The 20,129-nt window shown below is 39.6% G+C and carries 15 protein-coding genes; 10 read left to right on the top strand and 5 right to left on the bottom strand.

From position 1 onward, the window contains the following. The first annotated feature begins 199 nt into the window (after nt 1-199). From BGP15_RS07705 to BGP15_RS07685, 5 genes are all read left to right on the top strand, one after another. Nucleotides 200-1,753, top strand: coding sequence for a Do family serine endopeptidase (locus tag BGP15_RS07705; RefSeq protein WP_046673632.1), 1,554 nt, complete (start codon nt 200-202; stop codon nt 1,751-1,753). 595 nt (nt 1,754-2,348) lie between these two features. After that, complete coding sequence (locus BGP15_RS07700; protein WP_070561279.1) at nt 2,349-2,795, top strand: low molecular weight protein-tyrosine-phosphatase; 447 nt, start codon at nt 2,349-2,351, stop codon at nt 2,793-2,795. 37 nt (nt 2,796-2,832) lie between these two features. After that, nucleotides 2,833-3,180 carry a hypothetical protein gene (locus BGP15_RS07695; RefSeq protein ID WP_046673634.1) on the top strand — a complete coding sequence of 116 codons (348 nt, stop codon included), beginning with the start codon at nt 2,833-2,835 and terminating at the stop codon, nt 3,178-3,180. A gap of 58 nt (nt 3,181-3,238) precedes the next feature. Then, nucleotides 3,239-3,997: a peptidylprolyl isomerase gene (locus tag BGP15_RS07690; RefSeq protein ID WP_046673635.1), complete on the top strand. Its 759-nt coding sequence runs from the start codon at nt 3,239-3,241 to the stop codon at nt 3,995-3,997. Nucleotides 3,998-4,069: 72 nt separating this feature from the next. Then, nucleotides 4,070-4,837, top strand: a complete 768-nt coding sequence (locus tag BGP15_RS07685) for an exodeoxyribonuclease III (protein WP_070561278.1) — start codon at nt 4,070-4,072, stop codon at nt 4,835-4,837. An 80-nt stretch (nt 4,838-4,917) separates the two neighbouring features. On the opposite strand, the gene BGP15_RS07680 is transcribed toward BGP15_RS07685, so the two are convergent. After that, nucleotides 4,918-5,982, bottom strand: a complete 1,065-nt coding sequence (locus BGP15_RS07680; RefSeq protein ID WP_046673637.1) for an Mrp/NBP35 family ATP-binding protein — start codon at nt 5,980-5,982, stop codon at nt 4,918-4,920. Nucleotides 5,983-6,506: 524 nt separating this feature from the next. On the opposite strand from BGP15_RS07680, the gene BGP15_RS07675 reads away from it, so the two are divergent. Both BGP15_RS07675 and hpt read left to right on the top strand, forming a co-directional pair. Next, nucleotides 6,507-8,681 carry a transglycosylase domain-containing protein gene (locus BGP15_RS07675; RefSeq protein WP_286769148.1) on the top strand — a complete coding sequence of 725 codons (2,175 nt, stop codon included), beginning with the start codon at nt 6,507-6,509 and terminating at the stop codon, nt 8,679-8,681. A 27-nt stretch (nt 8,682-8,708) separates the two neighbouring features. Further along, on the top strand, nt 8,709-9,248 hold the full coding sequence (hpt, locus tag BGP15_RS07670; RefSeq protein WP_046673639.1) for a hypoxanthine phosphoribosyltransferase: 540 nt from the start codon (nt 8,709-8,711) through the stop codon (nt 9,246-9,248). 44 nt (nt 9,249-9,292) lie between these two features. Here the strand turns inward: hpt and BGP15_RS07665 are convergent, their stop codons facing one another. Together BGP15_RS07665 and BGP15_RS07660 are read right to left on the bottom strand one after the other, a co-directional pair. Beyond that, nucleotides 9,293-9,790: a hypothetical protein gene (locus BGP15_RS07665; protein ID WP_286769147.1), complete on the bottom strand. Its 498-nt coding sequence runs from the start codon at nt 9,788-9,790 to the stop codon at nt 9,293-9,295. Nucleotides 9,791-9,894: 104 nt separating this feature from the next. Next, nucleotides 9,895-10,458: a DNA-3-methyladenine glycosylase I gene (locus BGP15_RS07660; RefSeq protein WP_046673739.1), complete on the bottom strand. Its 564-nt coding sequence runs from the start codon at nt 10,456-10,458 to the stop codon at nt 9,895-9,897. Nucleotides 10,459-10,579: 121 nt separating this feature from the next. Here BGP15_RS07660 and BGP15_RS07655 point away from each other — a divergent pair, with 121 nt between their 5' ends. The 3 genes from BGP15_RS07655 to BGP15_RS07645 all read left to right on the top strand — a co-directional run bounded on the left by BGP15_RS07655 (nt 10,580) and on the right by BGP15_RS07645 (nt 13,628). Further along, entirely contained in the window at nt 10,580-11,554 is a 975-nt protein-coding gene (locus BGP15_RS07655; protein ID WP_286769146.1) for a DUF4271 domain-containing protein, read from the top strand. A gap of 11 nt (nt 11,555-11,565) precedes the next feature. Next, entirely contained in the window at nt 11,566-12,336 is a 771-nt protein-coding gene (locus BGP15_RS07650; protein WP_046673642.1) for a uroporphyrinogen-III synthase, read from the top strand. Nucleotides 12,337-12,758: 422 nt separating this feature from the next. Then, nucleotides 12,759-13,628: a cupin-like domain-containing protein gene (locus tag BGP15_RS07645; RefSeq protein WP_046673643.1), complete on the top strand. Its 870-nt coding sequence runs from the start codon at nt 12,759-12,761 to the stop codon at nt 13,626-13,628. A 108-nt stretch (nt 13,629-13,736) separates the two neighbouring features. Here BGP15_RS07645 and BGP15_RS07640 read toward each other — a convergent pair whose 3' ends face one another. Together BGP15_RS07640 and BGP15_RS07635 are read right to left on the bottom strand one after the other, a co-directional pair. Beyond that, nucleotides 13,737-16,616 carry a PD-(D/E)XK nuclease family protein gene (locus tag BGP15_RS07640; protein WP_286769145.1) on the bottom strand — a complete coding sequence of 960 codons (2,880 nt, stop codon included), beginning with the start codon at nt 16,614-16,616 and terminating at the stop codon, nt 13,737-13,739. A 7-nt stretch (nt 16,617-16,623) separates the two neighbouring features. Continuing rightward, nucleotides 16,624-19,974 (bottom strand): UvrD-helicase domain-containing protein, encoded by a 3,351-nt coding sequence (locus BGP15_RS07635; protein WP_286769144.1) that lies wholly within the window; start codon nt 19,972-19,974, stop codon nt 16,624-16,626. Nucleotides 19,975-20,129: the final 155 nt, after the last annotated feature.

Here is a 20,129-nt window from a genome sequence, read left to right as displayed (position 1 = left end):
TTTTGTTACAAAAAACCGGGTAAAAGTTAAGATTTGTTAAAATGATTGCATTTGTCTAGCAATTAACATTTTTTAACGTGTCGGATTTTCCGAAGGCCTTGAAATGGTATTACATTTGAACATATCCGAATAAAATCGGTAATTTTAGGAGCAAAAGTTATCAGCATATATTAGGACATTTTAAAATAGAAATAAGTTTATGAATAAGGTCGGTTTAACGCTATTAACGGCTGTTTTCGGTGGAGCGGTAGCATTAGGTGGTTACAAGCTTATTGAGAATAAGAAGTTGGATGGTATGTCTTTCGAAGACAAACAAAAAGTTTATTTTGCAAACAATCCTACAGGAGTTATGTCTTCAACAGGCAATCCTGATTTCACCCAGGCTGCCGCAATAGTGTCGCCAGGTGTAGTGCATATTAAGACAACCTATAGCCGTAAAGGATCACAGCAATCGCAAGGTTCTCCGTTCGATATGTTTGAAGAGTTTTTTGGCATGCCACAAGGTGGTGGACGTCGTCAAATGCAGGCGCAACCTGTGCAGGCATCCGGATCAGGTGTAATTATCTCGGATGATGGTTATATTGTAACGAATAACCACGTCGTAGAAGATGCAGATAAAATTGAAGTCGTATTAACAGACAAACGTACGTTTGAAGCCAAATTGATCGGACGTGATCCGAATACAGATTTAGCCTTGTTGAAAGTGTCAGGCAAGGGGCTTCCTGTGGTCAAGTTAGGTAACTCAGATAATGTCAATGTCGGTGAATGGGTGTTGGCTTTTGGATACCCGCTAGGGCTTCAATCTACAGTTACCGCAGGTATCATTAGTGCAAAGGGTCGTCAGATCGGTATTCTGAGTGAAGGTCAGCAACAACGTGGTAATCCATTTGGTGGTGGACAGGATCAAATCCCGGTGAGTTCAGCGATAGAATCCTTTATTCAAACAGATGCTGTTATCAATAAAGGAAATAGTGGTGGTGCGTTGACGAATGCTTCGGGAGAATTGATTGGTATTAACTCTGCTATCGCTTCTCCGACAGGAACATATGCGGGTTATGGTTTTGCGATTCCGGTCAATTTGGTGAAAAAGATTGTCGATGACTTTGTCGAATACGGTAATGTAAAACGCGGTTATATCGGTGTTACCTATACCGAAATAACACCTGAACTTGCTAAAGAGAAAGGTTTTACAGATGTTGATGGCTTGTATGTTCAAGACGTTGTAGCTGGTGGTGCCGCAGAGGCTGCAGGTGTTAAAAAAGGAGATATCCTGACCAAGATTAATGGAAAAGTGATCACAGGTTCACCTGTCTTAAGTGAAACTATAGGTCGTGCGCGTCCTGGAGATAAGGTCAATGTCACCTACAAACGTGATGGTAAGGAAAAACAAGTAACCATGACATTGAAAGGGGAAGAATCCTTGAAGACCGCAAATACCGGCGGTAAAGCTTCTAAAAGTGCAACGGAGATTTACAATAAATTGGGTGCAAGCTTTATACCTGCTTCAGCTCAGAAGAAAAAAGAGCTGGGTGTCAACTCTGGAGTTGTTGTGACCCAAGTGAATCGTGGTGGCATCTTTGATTACTTCGGTGTAGAGCGTGGATTGGTCATTACTGAGGTTAATGGAAAAGCTGTAAATACAGTAGACGATGTTGAAACTGCGCTTGGCGCAACACAACGTAATATTGTGCGATTGAAAGGGGTATCTCCTCAAGGTGGTGCTGTTCAATTGAGCTTCCCAGTAGAATATTAAGCGTTGAATTAAGAATTGGTTGATTAATATAGTTTAGGTGGTTCTAGCCGTAAGGTTAGGCCACCTTTTTTTTCTGAAAGTGTCTGATCTTATTGGCCAGAAAAAACCTTCAGTTTGCTTTCATTGCTATTGGTGGCTGCGAAGTCATGAAGGTTTTATCCTTTGTATTATGATCACGTTTTTTCATTAAGGGAGTAATGAACTCGCTATGCTTGGTTTACTAAGCATTGTTTAATTTCATTGGCTTTAATGAACTCAGTTATTGGTCAGAATGATTTTTAGGCGGGTTTTTCCGCTGTTTTTGTATGCGAAATCAGGAAAATTTGGTGGAAATGCTATGTCACTTGGTAACATGTAGGTCAATTTTAAGCTGGTTGTTTCCTTAATAATTTTAGTTTAGCTATTTTGCGGAATGAAGTGCCGAACAGCGCCAGTACTTGTTAAGCTGCGTTTTTCTGGCCTGATGATTTATTATATATTTTGCTATCGACAAGAATGAGAGCCTGATTATATGGGCTAAAGGCGTTCTTTGCGTCCTTTAGTTGGATCAGTCAACGGTATCGCGATTGCTTGATAGTTTTTTAAAATTATAGAGATGAAGATTTTAATGGTTTGTTTGGGCAATATCTGTCGTTCGCCCCTTGCACATGGTATATTAAAACAAAAAGTTGCGGATAATCAATTAAATTGGGTCGTTGAATCGGCGGGTACAGGTGACTGGCACATTGGTGAAGCACCCGACCGTAGGGCGATAGCCATTGCAAAGAAGTATGGTGTCGATATTTCCGGTCAGCGGGCCCGACATTTCAAGCCGCATTTTTTTGCCGAATATGATCTAATATTTGTGATGGATAGACAAAATTATGAAGATGTATGCGCTCAGGTGATTGATAAGGAAGACCTGAACAAAGTGAAATTGTTTTTAGGAGATGATGTTGTTCCCGATCCGTATTTTGACGATAATTTGTTCGATCCAGTTTTTCAGATGATTGATCAGCGCTGTGCAGAGGTTATTGCAAAAGGAGGGAATCTAACGGCATAAGTGTATTTATTTATCTTAGTTTGTTTAAAACAAAAAAATGAAGGCAGCAGAAGTAAATAAGAAGTGGAGCATTCTACAGGATGAAATTGCTTCACTATTCGATATGGAAAAGCCGGACATCAAAGTCTGTTTATTCCTCATTGGTGTTCAGGAATTGGGTAAAGGTGCTCAAAAGTTCTCAAAACGGGAAAAAGAAGAATTGATGCACATTGCGACCTGTCGTCTTTTCAGTGCAATGGGATTTTATAATCTGAAAGGTCTTGATGAAGAGGGGTGGCCACATTGGGAATTGGTAAAACCTATTCCTAACTATACGCTTTTGGAACAAGAACTGATTATGAAGTCCTTGATCATAAATTATTTTGAGGAATTAAACGTTATCTAGAAGATAGCACAATTGAAAAAATTGGAAGTTCTAATTGGGAGCATATAATTATTAACAGATGAAATTTTTAAAGGCTAGTTTAATAGCAGTATTCTGCTTTTTGCAGGTTTTGGCATTTGCGGCTAAACCCGAGTTTAAATATGTACAGATCGTTACTGACAAGGGGACCTGTGTGCTGCGGTTGTATAATGAGACACCTAAACATCGGGATAACTTTGTCAAATTGGCAAAAAGTAAATATTACGACGGGACTTTGTTCCATCGTGTCATCCAGAATTTTATGATTCAGGGTGGTGATCCTGATTCAAGAAATGCCGTTGGCGGCGCTCAATTGGGTAATGGAGGACCAGGGTATACAATTCCTGCAGAGATTCAGGATGGTTTATTCCATAAAAAAGGTACTATCGGAGCGGCTCGAGATAATAATCCCGCAAAGGCTTCTTCGGGTTCTCAATTTTATCTCGTTCAGGGAAAGGTATTCACCCCTGAAGACCTCGATCGTTTGGAGCAAACACGAATGAATGGTAAGAAATTTTCGGAAGTGCAACGTCAGGCGTATACGACTATTGGTGGAGCTCCGCATTTGGATTGGAATTATACCGTATTTGGTGAGCTGGTCAAAGGCGTTGATGTCATCGATCAGATTGCAGCTGTGAAAACCGATAAGCACGATAGGCCAGAAGTCGACCAAAAAATGAGCATGCACGTGCTCACAAGACGAGAAGCGTTAAACCTGGAGCGAGAACTAAAAGGTCTAAAACCTCAGACGGGTATCTTTTCTAAAATTGGTGATCTGTTCTCTTCCAAGGATTATTAATGTCGTTATGATTCGCAAATCAGGGGTTGAAGAGCTTTTTCCCTTATTATTTAGCATCTCAATATTCAAAAAATGAAAATAGTAACCTATAATGTGAATGGTTTACGTGCAGCCTTGAAGAAAGATTGGTTAGGCTGGTTGAAAACTGTAAATGCAGATGTCATCTGTCTTCAGGAGATTAAAGCTACACCGGATCAAATTCCTGAAATTGCTTTGTTGGAACAGATGGGCTATGAGCATTACTGGTATCCCGCTCAAAAAAAAGGCTATAGCGGAGTCGCCTTGTTTACGCGTATCACACCTAAGCATATTGAGTATGGTTGCGGCCATGAAGATTATGATTTTGAAGGACGTATTATCCGTGCTGATTTTGATCAGGTTTCCGTGATGAGTACTTATTTTCCATCAGGTACGACAGGAGACGTGCGACAGGATTTTAAATACCGTTTTCTGGCGGATTTTCAGTTATATAGCGATAAGCTTTTGGTCGAAAAACCGAATTTGGTCGTTTGTGGTGATTATAATATTTGTCACCGTGCTATTGATATTCACAATCCAAAATCAAATGCAAATTCTTCGGGATTTCTTCCAGAGGAGCGCGAATGGATGGAGAATTTTATTAATTCGGGCTATATCGACTCTTTTCGCCATTTAAATCCGGATCCGCACCATTACAGTTGGTGGAGTTACCGTGCTGGAGCACGTGCGAAAAACCTAGGTTGGCGTATTGATTATAATATGGTTTCAAAACCTCTGGCAGAGAAAATCAAATCGTCCAGCATAATGCCAGATGCTGTCCATTCCGATCATTGCCCGGTATTGTTGGAGCTTGCCGTCTAATTAGATGGCATCTCACAAAAAAAGGCTTTCATATGCATGAAAGCCTTTTTTTGTGAAGCACGAGGGACATTATTAACTAATTATTTCCCCTGGCTATGGATAATGGAAAGTTGCTGGGCAACTTTCTCTGCAATCGTTAAAAATGATTTCGTTACAGGATCTTCGGTATCTATGGCAACTGGGAAACCATTGTCTCCAGCATCAGAAATGCCTTTTAATAAAGGGATTTCACCAAGGAAAGGAACTTTATATTCTTCTGCTAAACGTTTTCCACCGTCTTTACCAAAAATATAGTATTTATTCTCTGGCAGCTCAGCCGGGGTAAAATAGGCCATATTTTCTACGACGCCCAATAATGGAATATTGATGCTATCCATTAAGAACATTCCAATTCCTTTGACGGCGTCGGCCAGGGCAACGTGCTGCGGCGTAGTGACAATCACAGCTCCGGCAATAGGGAATGTCTGCGATACGGTGATATGGATGTCACCAGTGCCTGGAGGCATATCAACGACCAAGTAATCCAGTTCGCCCCAATGCGCATCGTTAAAAAGCTGCTTGATTGCTGAAGTGGTCATTGGACCACGCCATGGAATAGGCTGGTTTGGATCGGTGAAAAATCCTATTGAAAGTAATTTCAGCCCAAATTTTTCAAGCGGTTCAATTTTAACCTGTCCGTCTGGCATTTCTACCGAACCTGGCTTAGCGCCTTCCAATCCAAACATAATCGGAAGCGATGGTCCATAGATATCGGCATCTAAAAGTCCTGTTTTAGCACCTTTAGCATGGAGAGCAAGAGCTAGATTGGCGGCAACCGTAGATTTACCAACTCCACCTTTGCCTGAAGATACCAAAATGATATTTTTAATACCCGACACTTGTGCGCCTTGCTTCCCAATCACATTGGAAGTCATATTGATCTGAACTTCGAGATTCTTGTCGATGAAATGGGCTATAGCGTTTCGACAAGCATGCTCAATATGGTCTTTAAGCGGGCAAGCTGGCGTAGTTAAAATGACATCGAAAGAAATTTTTTGGCCTTCGATTTCGATATTTTGAATCATATTCAATGTTACAAGATCCTTTTTCAAATCAGGCTCTTCAACATAGGATAATGCATTTAATACTTGTTCTTTGGTAACCATCTGTTATTCATTTGTAATCACGGATTACAAAACTACTCATTGCAGATCAATTTCATGTCATTTCTTTGTTTTTAATGGGATTTAGAAAGCTGTATTACACTAAAAGGGATGGGACATTAATCTTCCATAGTTCAGGTTCAAAACATGAAGTGAGTATTCCTATTCTTTAAACGAACCTAATAGGGACCTAATAGGGACCTGATAGGGACCTCATTCGGACTTCATTCGGATGAACCCCTATAAAACCCGTTTTAAATCCCTATAAAATAAGTTGTAAATTCCTGCTAGAAAATAAGCTTATTGGAAAGTTGTCATGCCATTGGTCGGAATGGCTTTTATCATTTTTATCCGTCTATGTGTGCTTAGAAAAACTTCATGTATATTTCCTCAATAAATAAATTCCTCAATAGGCAGAGGAGAGATCGATAAATTACGTATATATGCCACGCAATTAAATTGCATATAAAAGCTAATTTATCTAAGTTTGACTGTTGATATGCACGAATTTGCATTAAGTAATAATTATGTCCAATCGATTTATAACATCTTTTAAGTCCCGCAAGTGGCGATGGCTTTATATTGCGCTAGCTGCTATGCTGGTTTTGGCTATTGCAGTTGGTACCTATGCTTATCAGAAAAGAGATGCCATGCTCATGGGAGCAATCAACAAAGCGAAAGCAAAGTTGCTTGAAAAGTATGATATGGAATTGAAGATCCAATATTATGCCTTCCAGGGAATTAGTGCAGTACAGTTTAAGAATATACAATTGTTGCCCAGACATCGCGATCAATTGGCACAAATCAATGATCTTACGGTATCTGTAAAATTGTGGCCTTTGCTATTCGGAGACGTAAAATTGGGGCAGGTTATTTTGGATAATGGGACCGTTTCTCTTGTTAAAAAAGACTCGGTCAGTAACTACGATTTCTTATTCAAGAAACAGAAAAAAGATACCGTAGAAAATGATAATCCAAAACAGAATCTGGCAGCTTTAGCAGATCGATTGTTGAAAAATGTGTTTTTTAAGGTTCCAAATGATCTTGATCTCAAGAACCTTGAGCTTTCCTATCGCGATGACAGCACTTCACAGCGCATTGTCATTCCCTCTGCGGTGATCGACGGTGGAGATATGGAAACGAAGTTCCTGCTAAACGACCATGAAGCGGCCTGGAATCTGACTGGAACAATAGATTCGGATAATCAAGAATGTGACCTTCGCCTTTTTTCTGATAAAAAGGAGGTCAATCTTCCCTTGTTGCAACGCAAATTTGGTCTTGCAGTAAGTTTTGATGAAATATCCTTCCGACTGGACAAGGCGCACAGGAGGAATAAGGAATTGCTGGAATTGCATGGGCAATGGGGCTTTAAAAATTTGAAAGTAAATCACTGGCGTATTTCTAGTAAAGATGTCATCTTTCCTGAAGCCATCATGCAGGGGGCATTGAATATTGGAGCATCATCGATTGAAGTGAGTAAAGAAAGTACCGTACAGGTCAAAGATTTTGTGTTTTCCCCTTATGTCAAGTATGTGCACAAGCCGGAGAAAGAGCTCTTCTTCGCTATTCACACAGATAAGATCGAGGCTCAGCACTTTTTTGATGCCATGCCAGTTGGACTATTTCCAGGTTTAGACGGTATTCAGGTGGAGGGGCATATTCAATACGATCTAAACTTTGCGCTCGAAATAAAAAAGCCCGAAAAGCTTCTTTTCTCTTCCAAAATGGATGATAGGGATTTAAAAGTCGTTAAATGGGGAGAGGCTGATATTGCGATGCTAAATACGCCTTTCACGTATACAGCTTACGAAGATGGTAAGCCGATGCGGGAGATTGTGGTGGGGCCTCAAAACCCTAATTTTACACCGCTAGATCAAATATCCCGTTATATGCAGATTAGTTTGATCAATACAGAAGACCCCTTTTTCTTTAAACACAAGGGCTTTGAGGAGAAGGCTTTTAAGCTCTCCATTGCTACAAATATCAAGGAAAAAGGGTTTAAGCGCGGGGCGAGTACGATATCTATGCAACTGGTAAAAAATGTTTTTCTAAATCGGAATAAGACCGTTGTGCGGAAGCTGGAAGAAATTTTGCTGGTATGGCTGATGGAGCGTTCACAGCAAGTCAGCAAACAACGCATGTACGAGGTTTACCTGAATGTCATCGAATGGGGGAATAATGTATATGGTATCACCGAAGCTGCGCGTTATTATTTTGGAAAAACACCGGCACAGTTGGGGCTTGGAGAGAGTATATTTTTGTCCAGTATCGTTCCACGACCTAAAAAAGGACTCAACTTTTTTGATTGGACAGGGCACCTGAAAGGGAATATGTTGCGCTATTTTAATACCTATGGTCATATTATGACCAAAACAGGGCAGATTAGTGTGGATTCAACAAGTTCAAATTATGGTTTTTATGAAGTTGTTCTGCAACCGCATCTGCGGGCAGCTCGACCAGCTGTGGTAGATTCGGTTGATGTATTTGATATGGGAGATGATCCATTGTTGTTCGATCGTCTCGAAAGTAGCTCTCCTGCCGATAATATTGAAAGTGTATCTGTTCCAAAGAAGCTAAAACAAATGGATCTAACGGAAAAGAAAGATGAGGAGGCGACTGAACCAGAGAAACCAAAACGATCGCTATTTGACAAGATATTGGGACGTAAAAAAGAAGAAAAACAAAACGACGCACACAAATAGTGTTTGTGGCGAAAGAAGGACATTAACATGAAAAAGATAGAAATTGACGGATTGCTTTTCGAACCTTTATTTGAAGAAGAACAAATTCAGAAGCGAGTGCGCCTAATGGGGATTGATATAAGCCGGCGTTATGAACACAAACTGCCTGTTTTTATAGGCGTCTTGAATGGATGTTTTATGTTTATGGCAGATTTGCTTAAGCAAATTGATGTTCCTTGTGAGATGTCCTTTATTAAGTTGGCATCTTATATTGGAACGGGACAATCTGAATTAAACGAGCTTTTAGGCCTTGGTATCGACCTTGAAGGCCGTGATGTGATTATTGTAGAAGATATTGTCGACTCCGGGCATTCACTCAAATACACCTTGGATGCAGTAAAAAAATTAAATCCAGCCAGTGTGATTGCCTGTGCACTTCTGGTGAAACCTGAGGCACTGCAGTATCATTTCGAGGAATTAACTTATGTTGGCTTTGAAATAAGTAAGGAATTTGTAGTTGGGTACGGTATGGACTTTAATGGTCTTTGTCGGAATCTCCCCGATATTTATAAAAACGTAGCAATCTAATGTGCTATCAAGTGATCGTTAGATTTTAATGGTAGAATTTCGCTCTATTCAAGCGTTTGATCGCTGTATAATGCTTTCAGATTGATGAGCAAAATTTCCAGATCAGACAAGGGGAATTTAGAGACAGTTTCAAACATTTCCTTTTCATCAAATTTAATGACCAATACACCTTTATGATCTTCTTCATAGCCCGCTTTTTGTATTGTAAAGTCTATATTTTCAAAATCAAATTCTTTTAGACTTCCTTTAAACCATTGGTAGTTAGCTGCGTAATTAAATTTGTTTTTTTGAAAATGAATAACTTCAGTGCCATAGGTATTCCATAGTGAAACCCGGATCATATACCATGCTATTAATCCGAATATACCATAGAAGATAACACTCATAAGTGTTACCCCGTCATTGAGAACATTGGCAATGAAGCCGCCTAATGGGAGAATTATCGTCATTATGGTCAGTAAATAGATGAATATTCTGGCAACTAGCGGTCCCTTTTTTTCTTTTAATACCAATTGGTTTTGTGTTAGGTCGATTTGATTCATAGCTGGCATTTCTGTTCTTAAAGGTTCGTTTTTTATGGGGTAGAGCACTTGTTTTGATTCTTTCAAATTGATTTGCGAAATCGATGCGCATTTTACTGGCTAGCCTATTTAAACGAACAGGTTTCGATATGGTCGTTCACCATTCCAACGGCCTGCATATACGCATAACAAATGGTAGAGCCGAAAAATTTGAACCCCCTTTTCTTCATGTCTTTTGCTATCTTATCAGAAATAACTGTCGTTGCAGGTACCTGTTGCAAACTGCTCCAGTGGTTTACAATCGGTTGTTTTTCGGGCAAAAAGCTGTATAAGTAGTCATAGAAGCTACCATATTCTGCTTGGATTTTCTTGAAATGTTGCGCATTGGTAATGGTGGATTCAATTTTATTCCTGTGTTTGATGATTCCCGAATCGCTCAAAAGCCTCGCAACATGTTCGTTGGTATAGGCCGCGACTTGATCAACATCAAAGTTGGCAAAAGCTTCTTGGTATGCTGCTCTTCGACGAAGAATTGTGATCCAGCTTAAGCCAGCTTGTGCAGACTCCAGGATCAAAAATTCAAATAAAGTTTTGTCATCGCGGACTTGTCGCCCCCATTCTTTATCGTGATAGTCTACATATTGCGGATCAGAACCGCACCATTGACAACGTATGATTTCTTTGTACATGTTCTCTGAAGATTTTTTGAATGCAATATAACTTTTTATCCTAACTTTACGACCAAAATTAAAGAGTTTCGAATAGAGACGGTTCATGAGTATTTCATTGCCGTTAAGAGAATTCATTTTAATGAGCGTAACTATCTTCAAATATCATCTTCTATTTGTAGTGCTTCTGCTATTTTCAATTACGGGATTGAATGCGCAGCGGCGAACTTTTCGGGCGGTTGTACAAAACAGCAGCACAGTTAAGGCTGATAGTCTAAATGTAGCAAAAGATTCTGTTGAATCGCCAAACCAGAAAGTCTTGGCATCTTTGAACCCTGCGTTACAGAATCAATATCGGATCGTAACCGTAAACGGGGAAGGGCTGAAGGTTCATAACATTTATAATTTTGATGTACAGCAATATTTTCAGGGTGAATTAAGAAGTAGCAATTTGGATCGGCAATATGGCACGCTCAAGGCTCATCGTGAAAATTGGATTTTATTTACAGTTCTCGCATTAATTTTTGGTGTTGGGATGATTCGGGTATTCTTCCCGTCAGATATCAAATTGGTTTTTCAGGGCTATTGGGACGATCGGGTCTTACTATCAGTAAGTAAGGAGGATACGATCCTGACATCTTGGCCATTTATTTTTCTGTTTATATTATTCTCTGGGGCAATAGGCTTATTTGTAAGTCTATTTTATGCGTATGAATTAAATAGATTTGATTTTATTACTTTTCCCAATTATATGAAGACTGTGGGAATGGTTGGCGCTTTGTTTGCACTAAAAATAGGGTTTATTCGGTTCTTATCCTTTGTGTTTCAAATCAGAAAGTTGGTAAAAGAATATGTGACCGTGCTGTATCTGATTTATTTCAATACACTTTTTTTAATGCTTCCTGTATTATTAATTTTGAGTCTTGTGCCGTTGACATCGGTGGGTGTGGTGCTGCATTTGGCCATCGTTGGAGCGGCCTTACTCTTTTTCTATCGATTTCTTAAGACAGCGACTCATATTATGTCCATGTATAAATTTTCAATTTCCTATTTAATTTTGTACCTTTGTTGCCTAGAAATAGCACCAATATTAATACTGTTAAGATTATTGAGCTAAAACTGGTTAATATGCAAACTTCAGACGTAGAAAGAGCAAAGAAGGTAAAAAGTGTACTGGTGACTTTACCAAAACCTGAAAACGATAAGTCCCCTTATTATGATTTAGCAAAGAAATACGGGTTAAAATTAGATTTTCGAGGTTTTATACACGTAGAAGGAGTTCCTGCCAAAGATGTGCGTAGGGATAAGGTTAATCTAGCAGATTATTCTGCCGTAATATTTACGAGTAGAAATGCTGTAGATCATTATTTTAGAATTTGCGAAGAGATGCGGTTTGAAGTGTCTGCAGAAATGAAATATTTCTGTATTTCAGAGACGATTGCCCTTTATCTTCAAAAGTATATTCAATATAGAAAACGGAAGATTTTCTTTGGTAAACAGACCGCGAAAGACCTTGAAGAGGTATTGAAAAAACACAAAGGGGAGAATTTTTTGTTCCCTTGTTCGGATGTTGCTAATGAGGAAACAAGTAATTGGTTACTACAAAACGGCTATAAATTTACACCAGCTGTGCTTTTTAGAACTGTGGTAAGCGATTTGACGGATTTGAAAGATGTTTTCTACGATGTTATCGTGTTCTTTAGTCCTTCAAGTGTACAGTCCTTATATGATAACTTCCCTGATTTTAAGCAGAATAATACAAGGATTGCAGCATTTGGCGCTTCTACGCAACAGGCTCTTTTAGATCACGGATTAATTTTAGATATCCCTGCTCCAACACCAAAAGCGCCAAGTATGACGATGGCTGTCGAAGAATATATCAAAAAGGTAAATAAGTAGTAGCCTAACATAAGGTAAATAACAAAAAAAGGGTTCTTAAGACCCTTTTTTTGTTATTTATGCAATTTTAAGGACCACAAGATCGCTAAAGACTTCTATGGGGAAGGGCGTTTTATCATTCCGAATCGATGTCGGTACGACGACAATTTTACGTATCGGCAGATGATCAATAGCTGTGGTATGTTCCTCTTGTAAAAGATAGATGAATAGTATGTTTATCTTAAGGGGGTAGAAATGGTTGCGAGTCGAATCGATGATGTTAAAATGTAATAAAAGTGACGAAGGTCATGGAGATTTTAAATATATTTCTATTAAATTGCTAGGAGTAATTTGTTCCAATTAAAAATAAAGCATAGGCAATATTTTTAAAATTTGATAGAAATATTTTTTTTATGTTTGTAATTAAGCAAAATTAGTCAGTCGTGAAGTTAAAGCAAGTTGATAAAATTTCGGGCATTCAATCAGAGGACTTCTTAAAGAATTATCTGAAACCAGGTTTTCCTGTAATTATATCAGATTTTATCAGTGCAGAAAGTCCAGCATGGAAGAAATGGAGTTATGATTACTTTAAGGAAATCGCAGGAGATATAAAAATAGATGTCTATGGAAAAGAGGAGGAATCAATGGACCGTGCTGCCAGTGCTCCTGTTGGCCATATGACATTTGCAGAGTATTTGGATCTGATCACAAAAGAACCTACTGAGTTACGGTTGTTTTTGTTCAATCTGCTCAAAATACGTCCTGAACTGAAAAACGATGTTATTTATAATGATGTCACAGGAGGTAAGGTCTTGCAATGGTTGCCATTTATGTTCTTTGGTGGAGAGGGGTCAAGTACCCGTAATCATTTCGATATTGATATGTCACACGTATTTATCTCTCAATTTCAAGGATTAAAACGTATTTGGCTTTTTCCGAATGATCAATCTGATTTGATGTACAAATTGCCCTACAATTTTCATAGTATTGCCAACCCAAAATATAGTAGTGAAGAGGAATATCCCGGGATTAAGTACCTAGAAGGTTATGAAGCGGTCATTCATCCTGGCGAAACCTTATATATGCCAGCAGGCTGGTGGCATTACATTCAATATGAGACAGAGGGCTATTCGATTTCTGTTAGGGCATTAGCAAATTCGATCAGTGAAAAGTTGAAGGGGGCGCGTAATCTGTTTATCACGAGACATTTTGACAATACCATGCGAAAGATCTTCAAAGACCATTGGTTCCACTACAAAATCAAAACGGCGAAACGCCGAGCCAATAATGCAATCAAAAGAAACAAACGTTAAAATAGAAAGGGGAATGTAAATTCCCCTTTTGTTTTTAAATACAATTTATGTACCACTGATGTACCGCATTTAGTTTTATCTCTCCTAATTAAAAAGCCTTTGTTGTACTTATTCTTCTGCATCAGCCCATTTACTCGCTTCCCGGTAGAATAGTGTATAAGGGTCGCTTGGATAAACTACCGTGTCCGGATTATGTCGAAATGGAATAGCCGGATTAAAGATTTCCTGAAGAGTATCCCGCAAGAATTCGACAAAATTCTCTTTCTGGAAAGCAAGGAATTCATCGGTCAATACCCCTTCTTTACCACTGAATAATGTGCCCTCTTCCCGCATTTTACGCGCAACATAGAGATGGGGTTCAAGTTGTTTTCTTCCTGTCTTCTGTTCGAATACATAGGCATAAAATAGGGTTTGGACCATCGCCTTATTTTCGGTGTTTGGCGCAAATACCTGATCAATTCCTTTAAACATGATCGAATCTCCACCTGTTTTGTAATCGACAATTCTACTGATAATACGATCGTCGTGTGTTACGACCTCGTCTACCCGGTCAATAATACCGTAAAGTGTGACCTGTTGTTCTTCTCCATTGATCTGAATAGGAAAGGGCAGTACATAATCGTTGTCATTCTCGAGTTCAATAATCCGAAATGCTTTGTAGTTGTTGATGTCGTATTCGAGATACATCTTGACATACTCGCAGGCAATTTTCAGCATGATCCGCTGCAAGCTGTTTAAATCATTTGTTGCCTTTAATTCGATCTGATATTGCAGGCCTATTTCACGGATCACCTGTGCCTCTACCTTGTCGAACTGCTTCTGCAAGACACTTGTGGGCGTAAAGTCCTGTTGTCCTTTGAACGGTAGGAATATCTTCTCCATCACATTGTGGATGACAGTTCCCAGTTTATTCATCTCAAATTCCTGAGAGATGGAAGGGGGCTCTTTAATGCCGGCAATATGTTTTAGAAAAAATTGCAACGGGGACTGCAGATAAGTCGTCAGTGCCGTTGCAGATATCCGTTTCTGGTTGACGATAAAGTCCTGGTACATCTTTTCCCAAACCTCGCCACGCTTCTCAATAACAATTTCTTGGGCTTTATCCGCAAATTGAATGGTCTGTTGCTGAATTTTTCGGTCAAATCTAAATTTACTTTCAAACTCCAGCTGTTTGATAAAGCGACTTTCTTCGCCAGTAGAGCTTTCGTCAACCAAGCCATTGTAGAAAATATGTATTCCTTCACTGTATTGAAAATGGCGATAAAATAAATAGGCCGACAAGGCATCCTGATTTTCTAATATGGGAAGCCCATAAGCACTTCTTAGGCTGTTAGGAATAAAAGTAGGTGAATTTGACGTTTTGGGTAGAATGCCTTCATTTGCTCCTAGAATATAGACGTTGTCAAAATTTAAACAACGACTTTCCAAGAGCCCCATTATCTGAATACCTTCTAGGGGATCACCTTCTATGGCCGAATTTATTGGGGCGATGGCTTTTTTAATCAAGCCGATTTGGAAGCTGATACTTAATGGAGCAACAGTTTCAAAGCCCAATAGCAGCTGATTCAATGTTTTCTTTGTTTCAATCAGGAGGTTGTTGTCAATTTGGCGGATACGCTCCTGAGAAGAAATACTGTGCAACAGATCATCAACGAGCAGGATGAGCGAGGGTATCAAATAGGCTGAATTGTCAATCGGTACAAAAAATTGAGGCAAAGAGCTTTTGATATGAAGTTCCTCCAATGCGATCTCAAAGAGCTGTTTATCGGCAATCTCCTTCTGAATCTGAAGTTTGTCGGCTAAAGAAACCATACTGAGCGGATGGTTGATGAAGGTTTCTATTATCTGATAAGGAATCTTCCGTTTCTTGAGCTGGGATATCTCCAAATGGACTTCCAGCCATAGGTCTAGTATTCCGTAAATAGGAGACTGTGTCAAGGGATATCCTGTTGTGATATTGGGTTTGACCTCGGGTAGACTTTGCAGCAAAGGGACAAGTAGGTTTTCATCCGCTAGGAGAATGGCGGATGTTTGTTCCATTTTATTATTGCGTTCGAGAATGTCATACAGCAATTTTGTTTGGCTGATCTTTCCGGTGCTGGCATATAGATTTACGGTTGAGGTCCTATTGCCAATAATATTCGGGCTATCGCCTAAAGCGTTGACCAAACCTGTTTGAAAAATATTACGTCGAATAAAAAGGCCGGCCTCTTGCATCGTGTCTTCGAGGTAATAGGCATCGGCATCAAAGTAGAATAATGCACGGCCTTCATCCTGCCATTGTTTAAATAATTTTGTTTCGGCCTTGTTCAGTGCATTGAAACCGACAAAAAGGATGTGCTGGAAGGAAGATGCAAACTGCTGATGCGTAGCCTTACCTTCAACCAGATCACGGTAGACTGTCGGATAGTTTGTTTGGCCCTCTGTTTTAAGCTTTTCTTTGAATCGATCATATAATACGGGCAGTCTTTTCCAAAGTTGAAGAAAACGCTCTTGTACTCCACTATGCCCCGCAATAGAAAAAGACTGCCAAAATTGACGGATAAATCCTTGCTGCTCTTGTGTGAGATGTTGGAAAGCGATGTCGATTTTGGTATTGTCATAAAGTTCTAAATAAATCTGCTCGATGGGGACGAGGTCGTAATCCAGTTGGCCGAAGTCGCTCAATATAATTTCGGCAATCGGATAAAATTCTTCCAACGTTTCTGGCAGTTTGCCTTCAGCGACCAATAACTCATTATGAATATTAAACAGGTGGAAAAATTGGGTTAAAGGACTGGCTTCGGTATCATCGGTCGAAAGCCTAAGAAACTCTTGGATCGTAAAGAACTGTGGGGACCAAATGGCCTGTCCGTACACTTCAGAAAGATGTTTTTTGAGATAGGTAATTGGCCGTTTATTATTAAACACGATGGCTATTTCACTCAGGTCGTTTCCAAAACGCTTTTGAATGTCTGCTGCTACTAATTTTAGAAAGGCTGTTTGCATCGTGCTGTTATTTTACTTCAGTTAATTGATTTGATTTCGCATAGTAGAGATAGGCTTTAACGTTGCTGTAGCCCAGGTTCTCCAAATTCTTTTTATAATTGTCGACTTGATATTTGTGTCCGATATAATCTGTCTGTGTGAATTTAAAATCCAGTACAATTGTTTCCTCTTTGGAAGTGAAGACTTTATCAGGACGAATGGTCTCTCCTTTGGCGGTAATGATGCTCGCTTCGTTCCAGATTTTATAGTTTCCTGTGAGCCATTTATTGATCATGGGGTGCTGCCAGATCTGATTGATTTCCTGCATGAGAAAAGGCTCTTCTTCCTTGGAGAGGATGCCTTCCTGAATCAGCTGGCGTACCAGTTTGTGGATATCTTCTTCCTTTGAAATTTGGGCCATAATATCGTGGGCCAATATGCCGTACTGCGCGGCTTTCTCCAGCATCATAATATCGTTGATGTTGCGCGTACTGGATTTTTCTAAGGCCATTTCCAATTCTTTGGAAATGGGATAATGGCGAAGGGAAATAATATTGTTTTTTTGAGCCTGACTTTTTTTTCGTTCGATTATCTGATCGATATATATGCCTCTTTCTTCCAGTGTAAACGGGGATGTTGAAGTCTCTAAGACCTGATAGAGTACATCGCTGATATATTCATCTTTGATATCATAACCAGTAATTTCGCCCGTCTTCTTGTCAACAGATTCTTTGAAGGAAGGTGCCGTAATATAGAGGTGTTCAACAGCACGTGTTGTTGCTACATACAATGTATTGAGGGCATCCATGTAGTTGAACAGCATCTCTTCAAAATATTGCTTGAAAAATACTGATTTGCCGACCGTGGAAGTATATTTTATTGGAATTTTTCCCAATTGGGCAAAAGGGGTATCTGATGTCTCGATCCAAAAATCGCCATTAATCATGCCGTCAAGATCCCACGAACAGAATGGAATCATCACAACATCATAAGCCAGGCCCTTTGATTTGTGGATTGTCGTTACCTCGATCGCATCAATTTCTCCGTTGGAAGGGAGCACAGCCCGATTGCCATCCTCTTCCCAAAATTCCAGGAACTGTATAATGCCACGTTCGCCATTGGTGGAGAAAGCTGAGATCATATCCTTGAAAGCTAGGAGGTAGGGGAGGTGGATATTGTCTTTGGTTGTAAAACCGTAGATTTCAATAAGTTTCTCAATTAAATGGACTAAAGGCTGCTTCTGTGCCATTTCCCAGGAGTCAATCAGCGCCTCAGGGAGATAATCTTTCAGGGTACGGATGTCATTGCTAGCAAATTTTAACCATGCATTTTGATCGATTGTCTTATTTTGAATATGCTGGTAGAGATAGACCATCTTTGCTTTATGGATGGTATGTTTGTCCGAATTATAGACTAAAGCCTTCAACGTTTCGATCAATAATCCTACAGCATCATTGCTCGCTAGGGATAATGCATCGCCTGATATCACTTCAAATGTAAGCTGTTGCTCTTTTTTGAAATCCATGAGCTTTTGGATCACCAATTTAGCCTGCGCATTACTCCGTACCAGGATACCGATCTGTTGAGCCTGATAACGACCGCTGCCGATCCAGTCGCCTATTTTTTGACATAGCTGCAGGAGCGATTCTTCAACAACCTGATTTCTTCGATAGCGTCCATCAGTGACAGGAATGTAGGAGATTTCAATAGATCCTAACTGGTCAAGTTTTCCTTTTTTATGCTCAGGGACCTCTTGTTGACTGTTTTCATAAGCTTTGACCAACATGTTGTCATTGCCGGCAGAAATCCACCACTGTTTACCTTCTTCATCGAGGTTTTCGGATACTTTTTCATTCAGTACCTGCTGTAGATGTTGGGGAATACTACTAAAGAGGTAGTTGTTTAAATGGATGATATTTGGAAGACTTCTAAAGTTGGTTTCGAGGCTCCCGTTTTCGATAAAGGTTGTTTTGCTATCCTCGTCCAGGTGAAAGGTATGACCAATCTGTTGTTCTACCTGTTGGAGTAAAATTCGCCAATCACCATTTCGCCAGCGATAGATACTTTGTTTGACATCACCAACGATCAGGTGTTCGCTCACTGTGCCTTTGGCATCGGCCAACGCATTAATCAAAAGCGGACTATAGTTTTTCCATTGGATACGCGAAGTGTCCTGAAATTCGTCAAACAAAAAGTAGTTAAAACGATTGCCAATCTTCTCCCAGATAAATGTTGGATCGCTATTTTCATTCAATCCGAGTTTGTTTAATAGAATTTGTGAATCGGAAATTAATTGAGCGCCATTGTCCCGTCGCCATTGCGTCAGTAAGTCGCTCATTTCCTTGAGCAGGCGTAGGTAATAGAGATTATTTTGTACCGCTTGATACGCAATGTAAGCGGATAGATTATCATGTAGCTTCTGGAAAGATGCCAGGATGGGGCTTAGTGCGGCGATAAGATCATAACGTATATTTTTGTCACTATCTGTAAAAGCATCCTCATTATCGATCAATTGGAGGTATTTTTCCAATACTTTGGCGATTTCAGAAGCGCTCAGTTTTTCCGTTTTTTTGTTGGTTTTGCTAGCGGAGATTATTTTGTTGCGCGATTTGCCTTTCAGGTCATTTTCGGAGATGTTAAAATTTTTGAACGTTTCACTAAACGCTTCAATCGTCATGGAGAGCGCTTCGGTAAAGGAGTTTATCTTCTGTTCAACCTCCTGATTCAGGAGATTAAAAACCTCCTTGGGATTAGCAGAGTTGATATAGCCGTCAAATTCCTGGAAGTTTTCAGAGAAAATAAGGCTTGCCAAACTCATTAATTGTTGGCGGTAGTTCCAATTTTCATTTTTTGCTATTTTCTTTTCCGCATACGCTATAATCCAGTCAAGTAAGTCGGGGCGTTCATCCAGCAATTGATTAAGCATGACTGTTAAGTCATTTTTCACTTTATTGACATTCATTTCAATCTTATAAGCTGCATCAAGATTGAGTTCATAAGTAAATGCACGAATGACTTTTTGGGAAAAACCATCAATTGTACTTATGGTAAAATGACTATAGTCATGTAGGATACGACGGTAGACACGGTAAGCTTTCTCTTGTATTAGATGCGGGTTCCAATCTGGCTGTTGCTCGAGAAGAAGCTTTCTGAAATCTTCAATTTTAGGGCTACGATCGCCTGTTGCCAAGCCATGGAGTACCGAAAGGATACGTTCCTTCATCTCAGCGGTTGCCTTATTGGTAAATGTGACCGCCAAAATCTCCTTATAGCTATTCTCGTTGGATAGTAGGAGTGTGAGATAGTGTAAAGTTAAGCTAAAGGTTTTTCCTGAACCGGCCGAAGCTTTGAGTATTTTTAATGGCGCAACAGATTTCATAGAATGAAGGTAGAAAGTAAAAAGTGAATTGGCAAAAATGTCAGTGACTATTTCGAAGACATAGGACGCAAACAATTCATCCTTTTACATTTGGTAAAATAGCTTTTTTTTGAAAGTGTCTTATTTTATTGGCCAGAAAGAACCTTCAGTTTGCT

Origin of the sequence: Sphingobacterium sp. 40-24, assembly GCF_001899705.1 — a bacterium.
GTDB lineage: Bacteria > Bacteroidota > Bacteroidia > Sphingobacteriales > Sphingobacteriaceae > Sphingobacterium > Sphingobacterium multivorum.
Note: the sequence above shows the minus strand (reverse complement) of the source record. Positions and strands in the feature narration are given on the sequence as shown.

Excerpts from the sequence above, each read along its gene's own strand:
- BGP15_RS07705 (WP_046673632.1), top strand. The coding sequence starts at position 200 with ATGAATAAGGTCGGTTTAACGCTATTAACGGCTGTTTTCGGTGGAGCG.
- BGP15_RS07655 (WP_286769146.1), top strand. The coding sequence starts at position 10,580 with ATGAGCGTAACTATCTTCAAATATCATCTTCTATTTGTAGTGCTTCTG.
- BGP15_RS07675 (WP_286769148.1), top strand. The coding sequence starts at position 6,507 with ATGTCCAATCGATTTATAACATCTTTTAAGTCCCGCAAGTGGCGATGG.
- BGP15_RS07660 (WP_046673739.1), bottom strand. The coding sequence starts at position 10,458 with ATGTACAAAGAAATCATACGTTGTCAATGGTGCGGTTCTGATCCGCAA.
- BGP15_RS07640 (WP_286769145.1), bottom strand. The coding sequence starts at position 16,616 with ATGCAAACAGCCTTTCTAAAATTAGTAGCAGCAGACATTCAAAAGCGT.
- BGP15_RS07665 (WP_286769147.1), bottom strand. The coding sequence starts at position 9,790 with ATGAATCAAATCGACCTAACACAAAACCAATTGGTATTAAAAGAAAAA.
- BGP15_RS07680 (WP_046673637.1), bottom strand. The coding sequence starts at position 5,982 with ATGGTTACCAAAGAACAAGTATTAAATGCATTATCCTATGTTGAAGAG.
- BGP15_RS07685 (WP_070561278.1), top strand. The coding sequence starts at position 4,070 with ATGAAAATAGTAACCTATAATGTGAATGGTTTACGTGCAGCCTTGAAG.
- BGP15_RS07700 (WP_070561279.1), top strand. The coding sequence starts at position 2,349 with ATGAAGATTTTAATGGTTTGTTTGGGCAATATCTGTCGTTCGCCCCTT.
- hpt (WP_046673639.1), top strand. The coding sequence starts at position 8,709 with ATGAAAAAGATAGAAATTGACGGATTGCTTTTCGAACCTTTATTTGAA.
- BGP15_RS07650 (WP_046673642.1), top strand. The coding sequence starts at position 11,566 with ATGCAAACTTCAGACGTAGAAAGAGCAAAGAAGGTAAAAAGTGTACTG.
- BGP15_RS07690 (WP_046673635.1), top strand. The coding sequence starts at position 3,239 with ATGAAATTTTTAAAGGCTAGTTTAATAGCAGTATTCTGCTTTTTGCAG.
- BGP15_RS07695 (WP_046673634.1), top strand. The coding sequence starts at position 2,833 with ATGAAGGCAGCAGAAGTAAATAAGAAGTGGAGCATTCTACAGGATGAA.
- BGP15_RS07635 (WP_286769144.1), bottom strand. The coding sequence starts at position 19,974 with ATGAAATCTGTTGCGCCATTAAAAATACTCAAAGCTTCGGCCGGTTCA.